Here is a 12,470-nt window from a genome sequence, read left to right on the forward strand (position 1 = left end):
ACATTCTCTTCTGCTTCTTCTTTGACATTCTCTTCTGCTTCTTCTTTGACATTCTCTTCTGCTTCTTCTTTGACATTCTCTTCTGCTTCTTCTTTGACATTCTCTTCTGCTTCTTCTTTGACATTCTCTTCTGCTTCTTGTTTATCACTCGTAGTAAAATGATTTTCATCTGTCGCCCCATAAACTTTTTGCGTTGAAAGTCCTACTGGCATTGTCATGACCAGACACATAACCAGAAGTATTGAAATAAATTTTTTAATGCATAGTTTTGGTTTTTTTATCTCTGTCATAATCTTTTCTCTCCTATCTATTTTTCTGTATAATCTTACATATTTAGACAAAATATTATATCATTTTATTCTCAACAAATTCTCAACAAATTCTATACAAGTTACCTTTTATTTAGTGTTTTTATTACAAAAAATTATTCCTCGAGGAAATTGCATAACTCTTACTTGGTACAATTGCATATGCGAATATCATCCTTAATTTGAATATTTAAGATATAGCATATTTGGTGGTATAGCTTTGAGGATTCTTAAGCTATATATAGTAGACAGTTTTTGTAGTAAGGTAATTATGCAATTTACTCTATTGACTGAATAATTATATAGTGGTAATATGAAGTTAACTTCACATAAAGTTTACTTCATATTACTGTTTAAATTCTTTTAGGGTTACAAAATAACGAGGTGACTAAATGACAAATCGTATTAAGGATTTTAGGAACAATGCTAATATGACACAGCAACAATTGGCTGATTTAGTTTCCGTTTCATCAAGAACTATTATATCCTTGGAAAAAGGACAATACAATCCATCTGTACTTTTAGCCTATAGAATAGCACAGGTATTTCATGTTAGTATTGAAAATTTATTTATTTTTGAGGAGAGAAATGAAGATGAAGAGTAAAGACTTGAGAAATATTATCACAATTATTATTGGAATATCCCTGTTACTATTTGATTGGATATATGACGAAGAACTCAGTTTTATTTTGGGGGGATTAGGTATTGCCTTAATTGGAATATCCATTGAATTGCATCTGAAAAATAAAAAGGATACCGCTACTGATAAAGGTATCAGCAGAAATATGATTGACTTTTACGATGAACGTACAATTCTCGTTAATGCAAAGTCTGGTGAAACCATAAATTATATCATGGGGTTTTCGACTGTCATTGCATTTACTATAGCAAAATCATTAGAAATTCCACTTGTAGGACAAATGATTATACTTTCTTTAATGATAATAAGGCTGATTATAACACCTGTTATAAAAAATTATTATGAAAATAGAATCTAATTTGAAATTACAGTTACCATGTATTTTCTTAAATATGAATGAATGAATCAATGATATTAAGAGCAAATCCACTTTTAATCAAGGGGCTAAACTAGGAGAACAGAATTGTTGACACTGTTATATTTTTAGAACAATGTTGTCAATAACTCCGTCCCCTAAACACTTTCTATTGTGATTTAGACTTACATACTCCGTAGAATATTAAATTCCTTCTTAAGCATAAAAACTATGATGATTGTTAGAATCAAATCTATCACAAAGGATCCAACATATATGGACACAATGCCAAAAAACATAGGGAGTACAATCATAAGGGGAATATACAAAAACAACTGACGCCCAATACCAAAAACCATAGCAGGTTTTGGCTTCTTAATTGCTGGCCAAAAGGTCATTGCCGTAAGAACAATACAAAGCAAAGGTGCAATGGTAATAAATATCCTAAATTCAAACAATTGTGTACTACTAAAAATCACATCTGGTAACATGAGTGATAAAACACTATTTGAAAAAATCATAGAAATCAACCATAAAGGTAACATTATAATCAAAGCAGCCAGTGAAAATATTTTATAAGAACTAACAACTCTCTCATATTGCTTAGCTCCAAAATTAACACCAACAGTTGGTTGCAATGCTCTCATTAATCCATAAATTGGAGTTAAGAATAAATTGAATAATCTAAATACAATGCCATAGAATGCAACGTCTGAAGTCGTTCCATATGTATTTAAAGCTTTCATTATGATAATACCTTGAATGACTGTCATAATACACATAATAAAAGAAGGCATACCAAGGGATATGATTTCTTTTATTATGTCTTTATCTCTATAAATTTTAAATACATTCACATTAAAGCTTGCCTTCCCACTTTTACAATAGCTAATAAAAAGTAGTGTAATTACAAACATACAGATATTAGTTCCCCAAGCTGCTCCTTGAACACCGAAATCAAATATACCCATTAAAATATAGTTGGCAATTATATTAACTACTAGGCCAATTCCCATCATAGTTGCAGCAGTTTTCATCTTGCCTTCAGCTCTTATAATCATATTGTAACCAAGACCGCCAATCCAAAATATTGTACCGTAAAGCGTTACCCTGAAATATTGACTTCCATAAACCAACTCATCACCAACAGCTCCCATAATACTTAGTAAAGAGTTCAGAAATATAAAGCCAAATGCCATCATGATTACAGTCAGTAACAGAATAAGTGTATTTGCATTACCAACCAATCTTGCTGTCGTCTTTTTATCATTTTCGCCAAGTAAAATGCTTAGATATGAGCCTGCTCCAACACCTACAAGGGAACCTAATCCCAAGGGAATCTGTGTAAGTGGATATACAACAGACACCCCCGCAAATGCAGTCTCACCAACAAATCTACCAATAAATATTGCATCAAAAACTACATTTAGCCCATATAAAACCATTGCGACAACTGCGGGAAGCGAGAGCTTTAAACACACTTTCCACAAATTATCATCTAATATCATTTCTTTTTCTTTATTCATCTTCAATCCTCTCTTTTCATATTCTATTTTATTGTGATAGTATAAAGTACTTACACTATCACTGACCAGGGTTTCACCCTCTGTTGGGCTGACCACATTTTATAGTATTTTCCTTGGAGAGCCATTAGTTCATGATGTCTGCCTTTTTCGATAATTTCCCCGTTGTCCATGACCAAAATCTGATCTGCTCCAACGATAGTTGATAATCTGTGTGCTATGATGATGACCGTTTTGTATTCTACCAATTTGTCAATGGCTTGCTGAACTGATACTTCACTTTCTGTATCAAGTGCCGCTGTAGGTTCATCAAGTATAACAATTGGGGCTTTCTTAAGTATAGCTCTAGCAATACTAATTCTTTGCCGTTCCCCACCGGAGAGTGTCCCACCAATATCTCCAATTGTTGTATCATATCCTTCTTGAAGTCTATCGATAAAATCATCACAATGAGCGGCCTTAGCTGCGGCATAAACTTCTTCATCCGTAGCATTAGGATTATTCATACGAATATTATTCATCACCGTATCATCAAACAAATAAACGTCTTGGAAAACAACAGAAATATGTTTCATTAACTCTGCCTGAGACATATGACGAATATCCGCACCACCTATTCGAATACTTCCATGTTGAATATCTGCGTAACGCATAAGCAGCTTTGTTAATGTAGTTTTTCCACACCCAGAGTGACCAACAATGGCAGTCATATTTTTTTCTCTTATATGAAAACTAACATTTTTAATAGTTTTATAATTTTGTCCTGAATAACTGAAATCAACTTTATCAAACTGAATTTCATGACCTTGAGAACATTCTATTGGTGTCAAAGTGTCAAGAGCTTTAATGTTCAAAATATCATTCACATTATTTAGTGCAATATCTGTTATCTCAAATATATTGATAATAGAAACAAACAAGGACATGGGTTCAACTAATCTAGCTACAATTAGTAGACATGACGCCAATATGAGTAATTCCAATATATTTCCCAGAACAAAAGATGCTCCAAAGAATAGTAACAGAAGAAGAACCCCTTGGATCATAAGACCTAAGGCAACATACGGAAGCTGTGTTTTACTTAATCCAGACGCCTGAATACGTCTTACATTATCAATAGAAGATTGTAGTTTTTCTTCATTAGCACCAGTACGGTTCACTGCTCTAAGTACCGGTAGCCCCTGTACATATTCAATAAAACGGGATTCTAATTCTGCATTTACATTGCTAAAATCTGATTTTTCAGAAATATTTATATTTCTGATTTTATGATATAGAGGCAATGCAAGTGGGAACATGACTATCATAAATAGTGCTAATCGCCAATCTATAAACATGGTTATTGCAGTAACTGTTATTGGTACAAAAATTAGCTCTATTATCATAGATGTAACTATACCCATAGCTACAACTGATTCCTCTACGTTATTTGAGAATATAGAATTTAGTTCTCCTGTCTTAAAGGCAGTTAATGTTTCAAGAGGCATTTCTCTCAGACTTTTACCTAATCTCGTCCTTAAATTATGGGCTATGTCTACAATATTACCGGAAAAGTCAAAGTCATGAGCCTTCCACTTTGCAATTAACGAAACTATTCCCGCTATTATCATAGCTCCGAAAATTATTGTTACCTGTTTTTTGTTAGAATTAGGTGAAAACATCTGTTTTATAAGGGGATAAAACATTGCAAATACAATCCCCTGTGCTATATAAGCAATAATAAATAATCTTATTGATCTTACAAATAGGTCCTTTTTCTCTCCAGTTGCATTAATAGTAAGTCCATAAAGCTGCTTTAGTGGTGTATACGTTCTATTTTTCATATCGCCCCTCCTTTATGATGTACATCCCAGTTTTGTGCCAATGTATAGTTTTTCCATAGGTTAGCATAGGTCCCACCTAAGGCAAGTAATTCATCGTGTGTACCGGATTCTGTTAACTTCCCTTTGTCAAAAGCAATTATCTGCTGTACATCTTTAATTGTTGACAGCTTATGGGCAATAACAATAACCGTCTTGTGTCTCATAAGATTAGATAGTGCTTTAACTATTTCTTCTTCATTTTCAGGGTCCGCATATGCAGTTGCTTCATCAAAAACAATAATAGGCGTATCCCTAAGGATCGCTCTTGCTATTGTAATCCTTTGTTTTTGTCCTCCAGACAGATTTACACCCCTATCACCTGCCATTGTTTCATAACCATTAGGTAAACTCATAATAAATTCATGAATTTGAGCAGCCTTTGCAGCTTCAATAATTTGAATTTTTGTGGCATGTATTTTTGCAATACGAATATTTTCCTCTAGTGTATCGTTAAAAAGAAAAGCATCTTGAAAAACAAAGGAAACTGTATCCATGAGTATATTTGAGTCCATATCTCTTATATCAATACCCCCAATACGAATGCTTCCCTCTGTTACATCCCAGAATCTTGGAATTAATCTAGCTACTGTACTTTTTCCAGCTCCACTTGGACCAATAAGTGCAGATGTTGTCTCTTCAGGTACTGTAAAATTTATGTTTTTTAGTGCATGAATATGATTATTGTTATAGCTAAAAGAAACATTATTAAATGTAACATCAAAGCTACTTGGAACCTTTGCTACTTTTGGTTTTGTAAGAATTGGTAAGTCATTTGTTTCATGAATGCGCACTGCCGATGCATGGGATTTCTTAAGGGCTTGATTAAACCACATTAGTGGCATTAAGGCTTCTGCAAGACCTGTACTAACCATAATAGCCGCTATAAAACCTGACAAACTAAGTTCATTACTAAAAACAAGTAACATGCCTACACCTGTGACAGCTAATATTGTTGGTAACGGACTTAAAATAATCAAGGCAATCTTTCCAGGAATTGCTGTGAGATTAATCCAAGTTTTCGTGTAATGCCTGTATCTTTCAAGAGCTACATTATATCGTTTAGAAGAAGTACTTCCATCATCAAATGTTCTTACAACAGGCATCGCCTGTACAAACTCTATAACAGCCTTATTAATATCAGACTGACTTTGTTCATATCTTTGTCTATGCTTTGCATCATCTTTTGTGGCTCCATACATGAGGATCATGCCTAAAATGAGTACCCCTACAGCTACAAGAGCTATTCGCCAATCAATAGTAAGCATAGCTATTAAAGATATAATAGGTGTTGTAGCACTTTTTCCTATCAAGGGTATACTGTCAGCAACAAAAACGTGAAGATTCTTAACATCGTCTAAAAGCACTTTCTTTAAGGACCCAGTTCCTATTGTAATCACATAACCTAAAGGTACATCCGCCAGACGACTTGTGAGATCTTTTCTTAATATGGTTTCAAGTTTAAATGCACCAAGATGTGAGACAATAAAGCTGTAATAACGGATAGTAAATGTGATTATAATTACAAGGGTTAAAAGCCAAAATGATTGCCTAAAGTTCAAGCTTAACCCAAACAATTGAAGTTCTCCACCAAGAATAATGCCCATAATATTTGCTAATAGCATATTTCCTAAAATCATTAATATTCCTTGAATCACCGCAAGAACTATTGCACCTGCCATATAATTATTAATAGGTTTTATAATTGCCCAAAGCCCCTTATTATTTTCCTTACTTTTTGCCATTAAATTTACTCCCCTCCTAGTTAAATTTACATATCCCAGATACCATGTTATAATTTAATTGATAAACATTATCATTAGCATAGTATAACATTAACTTTTTACAAAAACTTCAATTCTAGATAACTATGGATAATAGCCGCAACATTTTAGATAATTGCCACAATATTTGGGGAGGAGAGTAAATGCAGACATTTATTGATAAAGTATATAAAAATTTTTTAAAAGACAATGGATATCATCATATTAAGAGTAATATGCCTGGCTATAACTTTAGTCTTGATAAAGATTTGGGAAAAGGACATTATTGTATATATCCAGTTAATAATTGTTTTGCTGTTACATCAAACAATACACAATACAAGACAGCCTACACATCTAAGAACTACACTCCTAAATGTATTGGCATTGGACACTACACTGCTTCAAACCCTAAAGACTGGTTCGGTAGCAGTATAGAATCTGGACGTCAAAGTATAGCTCTTTATGGAGATGAAACAATTGTAGAATTACGAGTCGTTCCAGGTGATTATATTAATTTAAGAAATATTGTCATTTTACCAGAATATTACCACCAACGTATCGAACCACTTACCGGTTTAGGTATTAAAGAATTTGCTAAGATAATGACTAATACTTTGACTCCGTGGAATGAACCACCTGAATTTACCCAATTGATTAATAGTATTTCTTCTCTTCCATATGGTAGTAATTATATAGATTTTATATTAGAAAATAAGATTTTAGGAATTATTGAAACCATCCTTGCTTATCATGAGATCCTGAACCTTAATGATTCAAAAATACAAGCAAATATATCTGACTTGAATAAATTACAGCTTGTTAAAGCACATATAGATAAACATTTTAACGAAAATATACGCATTGAAGAATTAGTTCAATTAGCATATATGAGTAAAAGCAAACTTTATCAACTATTTAAGGAAAAAGAAGGAATTACTATAACCTATTATATACAACAACAGCGAACTAATTCTGCAAAAAAACTACTGGTAACAACAGACCTACCACTTAGTTTAGTTGCAAAACAAGTAGGATATGCATGTCACAGTAGCTTTTCGGAGGTATTCAAATCAAGAGTAGGAATGACACCTAGTCAGTTTAGAAAGGCTTTCTTTTTAGATAAATAAATTTGTAAATATTATATTTTTTGAAGTGTCAAGAAATTGATACAATGAAGATAGGGTACGGAGTTATCGCTTCCATATACTGCTTTATTACTGTTCAAAAATAGGATTCTGTTTCTACTGGTTCACTTTCATATCGATCCTAAAATTAATTACCAATTGGTTGATACTTATGATTATACCAATATACATAGCTTCCACATATACGCCTCATTATTTGTTGTAACAGATTGTCTTGATGGAAGCAATAACTCCGTACCCTTGCTTTACATTTACACAATTAAAAACAGGCCATATCAAATGACCTGCTTTGTCATAACTTATTCTTATATACATTTTTTTCAACAATATGTCCAGGAATTACCCACACTTAGAATATCCACAGCTCCTACATACCACACAACCGCCTTCATGTTCGACCTTGGCTCCACATTCTGGACAGTATCTCATTGTTTTGCCTTCTTCTAATGATTCATCCATTCCCATGGAAATTTCATTTGTGTAGATATTGTCACACGTGTCTGAAAGCGTACAAGTAGCACAATCATCTGTGGATTTTGATTCTTCATTTTCAATTTCTCTGGCTATATCACCAACATTTTTCTCATCTTCTAGTATGTTCATATTCATGACCTTTTCTAGGGCTTTACCTATAGCATCGGGACATGATAATACGTTTATTCCTTTGTCACCCTTGCCTCTTTGCATTAAAGTAGAATGACATCTTATGCCCTTAAGCTGTTCTATAATAGCTTCAGCACTTATGCCTGCACGTAGGGCTATAGAGATGAGTCTACTTGTAGCTTCACTTTGACTTGGACAACCCCCTGCTCTACCAAGGTTGGTGAATACCTCACAGATTCCCTTTTCATCGTAATTAGCTGTTATATATAGGTTTCCACACCCTATTCTCACTTTTTCAGTAATCCCCATTGTTGTTTTTGGTCTGGATCTTGGAATTATTCCTTTAACTTCTGTTGCAGCAGCTTCTTCAATCTTATTGTCCTTCAATTTACCTATATTTAATACCTGCCCATCCCTACTACCATCCCTATAAATTGTGATTCCTTTACATCCCAATTTATAAGCGAGCATATAAACCTCGGCAACTTCCTCCTTAGTAGCATGATTTTCAAAATTAACTGTTTTAGAAACAGCATTATCAACATGCTCTTGGAATGATGCTTGCATTTTGATATGCCACTCCGGTGAAATATCATGGGCTGTAACAAAAATTTTCTTTATGTACTCTGGAATCTCTTTTATATCATGTATGCTTCCCTTTTCTGCCACTTTTTCCATTAGCTCTTCTGAATAGATGCCTTCTGCCTTAAGATATTCTTTGAATAACGGATTAACTTCAATTAGTTTGTCATCATCCATTACATTTCTATAGTAGCATAGTGCAAATAATGGCTCTATACCACTCGAAGTTCCTGCTATGATACTTATAGATCCCGTTGGAGCTATAGTTGTTGTGGTTCCATTTCTAAGCTCTACATCCCTTTGTCTAAATATACTTTTGTCATGATTAGGGAATATGCCTCTCTCCCTAGCAAGGTCAATGGATTTTTCCTTCGATCTAACATCAATGAATTTCATGACATCCTTTGCTACCTTTACACCAGCCTCTGAGTTATATCCTATTCCTAGCTCAACAAGCATATCAGCAAAGCCCATTACTCCTAATCCAATTTTTCTATTTGATTTCGTCATTTCTTCTATTTCTTTTAAAGGATATTTATTTACTTCTATAACATTGTCTAGGAAACGAACAGCTAAATCCACCACTTCACCTAGTCTATCATAGTCAATTTTTGCTTTCTCATTTTCGTGTTTCACCATTTTAGATAGGTTTATAGAACCAAGGTTACATGATTCAAAGGGCAATAGAGGTTGTTCACCACAATTATGTACAACAATCCCATTAGCAATCAATGAATGGGTAATTTGTTCTGAAATATCATAGACCTCACTTTCCTTTTCTTCAATTATTTCTACTACCTTACTTATATACTTGGTGTTTTTCCTAGACTCTCTATTAATTTTATCTAATTTTTTATTTTTCTCAACATGTACCATATCCCCTATTACATCTTTAAACCTACATATATCATTGCCATTAATAATCAATTCAAAATAGGGTTTTGTATCATATACTCTCTCTTCTCCTTCTTTAGTTATATATCTGAACTTAGAAGGTTGTTCCTTAGATCTACTATATATATTTGAGTATATTCCTAAATTAAGCAATAATAGTTGTACATCCTGTAGTAACTTAAAAGAACTTGAAGTTAGTCTTATATCTCTATGATTTTCATCTATATAATTAATAGTACCATCTGAGCTAAATAAGCCGTTAAGAAAGGCCTCAACTGTCTTTTCAGATGCAGTAAAAATTGGATCTGGAACTCTCTTTTCATGAGCTTTTTTAGCTTGAATCCCACAATGCTTAATTGAATTAACAAAATCTTTTCTTTTGAATAGTAATTGCCATGTATTATTCTCTCTTTGATTGACTATTCCATTACCACCATCTTTAAGATAAGCTATTTCTTGCATTTTCTCCATAATATATTTCTCTTCATTTGCAAAAACCATTCCAATAACTTTTTCGTCGGATGTGAGCCATCCATCTCCTGTAACCCACCCTATAAATAATCCTAAATCTTCTCCAATAGTATCTTTTTCAGGAAAAAATCCTTTTCCAGATTGAACTAATATTTCATCTTCAACCTGTAAATCTTTTGCTGCAATCCATTCTTTTGTAGTAAAGATTTTATGCTCAGGTGTAACTTTTAATTCCTGACCATTATTTAATCTTATACTCAAAGTATTCTTTATACCTGTCTTAAACACTTTTGCTTTTCTCAACGTGACTCCATTTTCATAATATTCTCGTCCATTGTATTTTACTTTTCTATTTACAACTCGATTATCGGTAATTATATCTATATAATTATTCTCATACTTTTCATATAAATCTTTAATTTTTTCAAGCCCATTTTTAGTGGATATAAAGGTTTCAGGATGTAAGCACGGATTTGTACTTTCTATCTCACCTATCTCTGGTACTATATTATCCCTATTAATTCTATCTAAAAATACTATGCCTGGCTCTCCATTTGTCCAAGCCATGGAAACTATAGTATCAAATATTTCCTTGGCATTTAGTTTTCCTACTGCTCGTTTTGTCCTAGGTTCAAGAAGATCGTACTCGCGATTTTCTTCAACTGCTTTCATGAATTCTTCTGTTAATCCAACACTTATATTAAAATTGTTTAATTCAGTACTATTTTCCTTACATTTTATAAATTCCAATATATCCGGGTGATCTATGCGTAGGATACCCATATTGGCCCCTCTTCTTTTGCCACCTTGTTTTACAGCTTCAGTGGCAGAATTAAATACCTTCATAAAACTTATTGGACCCGATGCAACACCTCCAGTTGAAGCCACTGTTGATCCTTTACCTCTCAACCTTGTAAAGCTAAATCCAGTTCCTCCACCACTCTTATGTATTAGTGCCGCATTTTTTACTGCTTCAAATATGCCTTCCATTGAATCTTCTACAGGTAATACAAAACAAGCAGATAATTGTCCTAAATCTCTTCCTGCATTCATTAGTGTTGGAGAATTTGGAAGAAATTCAAGGTTTGTCATCATTTTATAAAATTCTTCTTCAATATCTTTAATTGATTCCGATGAAGGATACTTTTCTTCAGCCGATGCTATGTGATGAGCTACCCTCCGAAATAAATCTTCAGACGACTCCATTATATTTCCTTTTTCATCTCTAGCTAAATATCTTCTTTCAAGTACTGTTAATGCGTTTACCGTGAGCTGCATATTACACCACCCTTATCTATATTTAGTATTTTTTTCTTAGCGATACACTATATATTGTATCACCATATATTTTTAGAGTCAAAGAAAAAAATTAGAACCATCTAAGCTCTTCCACCTTTATAAAATTTCTCTTTGAGAAACTATCTATATTAGAAGAAAAAAGATGGTACCTAAGCACCATCTTTTTCAACCTATTATCTTGAGAATATCCTTTATTGTTTCCTTTGTGAATTCACCTTTTTTGTACTTTCGTTTAGCGACTATAATGTCAACTTGATCCCCTTTACCTAATATTTCTCCAATGACTTGAGGAATTTCAATAAATGTACCTACGGGTTTAAAATCAACATCTAAAAATACAAAAGTAGGTATTTTAGCTTTACCATCAACTTTAAAATCATTTAAATATTCTTCGTTACCTTTTCTTGAAACTATCTTCATATTTATATGTTTATTGAGGTCACAAATTTTTTTAAGGGCAGGTAAATTTATTACACAATCGGGGCACCATATTTCTGCAAATACTAAGACATTAATCTCTTTATGTATAGAGTTTATTCTGTCTAACAAAGTATCATCGATTTCTATGTTATTATAAATTTCCAGTATCTTATCTTGATAGGCTCCATCATCGTGGGACATAAATTCTTCGTAAGCTATGCCACTATCATATAACTTTTTGATGTCCATTTTTATCCCCCTTTTTTGTTTAACCCAGATTATTCATAGGAAGTATAAAAATACAAGTCAGTCTGAATTTCCTATAGGGTTTAATAATATAATTATATAAAATTTTTTTTGATAATACAATTTTATGCTGAAATTCTTAGATGTATTACAGGTATTAGTTTTCAATAGTTTTTCTTGCTCAATGCTAATAATTACTAAAAAAACCTGAAAGAATTTTTTTCTTTCAGGTTTTAAATAATTAACCGGCGACGACCTACTCTCCCAGGCAGTTGCCCACCAAGTACCATCGGCGCAGAAGGGCTTAACTTCTGTGTTCGATATGGGAACAGGTGTATCCCCTTCGCTATAGCCACCG

The 12,470-nt window shown here is 33.1% G+C and carries 9 protein-coding genes, 1 rRNA gene and 1 pseudogene; 3 read left to right on the forward strand and 8 right to left on the reverse strand.

The window, feature by feature from the left end; genetic code table 11:
- Positions 1–290, reverse strand: a 290-nt coding sequence (locus N4A68_09575) for a hypothetical protein (GenBank protein MCT4564541.1), incomplete at its 3' end; no start/stop codon positions are given.
- Positions 291–700: 410 nt separating this feature from the next.
- Here N4A68_09575 and N4A68_09580 point away from each other — a divergent pair.
- Both N4A68_09580 and N4A68_09585 read left to right on the forward strand, forming a co-directional pair.
- Complete coding sequence (locus N4A68_09580) at positions 701–913, forward strand: helix-turn-helix transcriptional regulator (protein ID MCT4564542.1); 213 nt, start codon at positions 701–703, stop codon at positions 911–913.
- Positions 903–1,307, forward strand: coding sequence for a hypothetical protein (locus tag N4A68_09585; protein ID MCT4564543.1), 405 nt, complete (start codon positions 903–905; stop codon positions 1,305–1,307). Before N4A68_09580 ends, N4A68_09585 begins: the two co-directional genes overlap by 11 nt.
- A gap of 182 nt (positions 1,308–1,489) precedes the next feature.
- On the opposite strand, the gene N4A68_09590 is transcribed toward N4A68_09585, so the two are convergent.
- Genes N4A68_09590 through N4A68_09600 form a run of 3 tightly spaced genes read right to left on the reverse strand, consistent with a single transcriptional unit; the run spans position 1,490 to position 6,431 of the window.
- Positions 1,490–2,830, reverse strand: a complete 1,341-nt coding sequence (locus N4A68_09590) for an MATE family efflux transporter (GenBank protein MCT4564544.1) — start codon at positions 2,828–2,830, stop codon at positions 1,490–1,492.
- Positions 2,831–2,880: 50 nt separating this feature from the next.
- Entirely contained in the window at positions 2,881–4,650 is a 1,770-nt protein-coding gene (locus N4A68_09595; protein ID MCT4564545.1) for an ABC transporter ATP-binding protein/permease, read from the reverse strand.
- Complete coding sequence (locus N4A68_09600; protein ID MCT4564546.1) at positions 4,647–6,431, reverse strand: ABC transporter ATP-binding protein/permease; 1,785 nt, start codon at positions 6,429–6,431, stop codon at positions 4,647–4,649. The genes N4A68_09595 and N4A68_09600 overlap by 4 nt, the downstream gene beginning before the upstream one ends.
- A 182-nt stretch (positions 6,432–6,613) precedes the next feature.
- Between N4A68_09600 and N4A68_09605 the strand changes: the two genes are divergently transcribed.
- Positions 6,614–7,579: an AraC family transcriptional regulator gene (locus tag N4A68_09605; GenBank protein MCT4564547.1), complete on the forward strand. Its 966-nt coding sequence runs from the start codon at positions 6,614–6,616 to the stop codon at positions 7,577–7,579.
- A gap of 357 nt (positions 7,580–7,936) precedes the next feature.
- On the opposite strand, the gene N4A68_09610 is transcribed toward N4A68_09605, so the two are convergent.
- From N4A68_09610 to rrf, 4 genes and pseudogenes are all read right to left on the reverse strand, one after another.
- Positions 7,937–8,509 (reverse strand): TSCPD domain-containing protein, encoded by a 573-nt coding sequence (locus N4A68_09610; GenBank protein MCT4564548.1) that lies wholly within the window; start codon positions 8,507–8,509, stop codon positions 7,937–7,939.
- 132 nt (positions 8,510–8,641) lie between these two features.
- Positions 8,642–11,425: pseudogene (locus N4A68_09615) on the reverse strand (ribonucleoside reductase class II).
- 186 nt (positions 11,426–11,611) lie between these two features.
- Entirely contained in the window at positions 11,612–12,115 is a 504-nt protein-coding gene (locus N4A68_09620; protein ID MCT4564549.1) for a thioredoxin family protein, read from the reverse strand.
- A gap of 240 nt (positions 12,116–12,355) precedes the next feature.
- Positions 12,356–12,470: ribosomal RNA gene (gene rrf / locus N4A68_09625) — 5S ribosomal RNA — on the reverse strand; the annotation flags it as partial.

The organism is Maledivibacter sp., assembly GCA_025210375.1.
Taxonomy (GTDB): Bacteria; Bacillota; Clostridia; order Peptostreptococcales; family Caminicellaceae; genus JAOASB01.

What these genes read in the sequence shown, in the direction of transcription:
- N4A68_09580 (MCT4564542.1), top strand. Translation starts at nt 701, where the DNA reads ATGACAAATCGTATTAAGGATTTTAGGAACAATGCTAATATGACACAG.
- N4A68_09585 (MCT4564543.1), top strand. Translation starts at nt 903, where the DNA reads ATGAAGAGTAAAGACTTGAGAAATATTATCACAATTATTATTGGAATA.
- N4A68_09590 (MCT4564544.1), bottom strand. Translation starts at nt 2,830, where the DNA reads ATGAATAAAGAAAAAGAAATGATATTAGATGATAATTTGTGGAAAGTG.
- N4A68_09595 (MCT4564545.1), bottom strand. Translation starts at nt 4,650, where the DNA reads ATGAAAAATAGAACGTATACACCACTAAAGCAGCTTTATGGACTTACT.
- N4A68_09600 (MCT4564546.1), bottom strand. Translation starts at nt 6,431, where the DNA reads ATGGCAAAAAGTAAGGAAAATAATAAGGGGCTTTGGGCAATTATAAAA.
- N4A68_09605 (MCT4564547.1), top strand. Translation starts at nt 6,614, where the DNA reads ATGCAGACATTTATTGATAAAGTATATAAAAATTTTTTAAAAGACAAT.
- N4A68_09610 (MCT4564548.1), bottom strand. Translation starts at nt 8,509, where the DNA reads ATGGGGATTACTGAAAAAGTGAGAATAGGGTGTGGAAACCTATATATA.
- N4A68_09620 (MCT4564549.1), bottom strand. Translation starts at nt 12,115, where the DNA reads ATGGACATCAAAAAGTTATATGATAGTGGCATAGCTTACGAAGAATTT.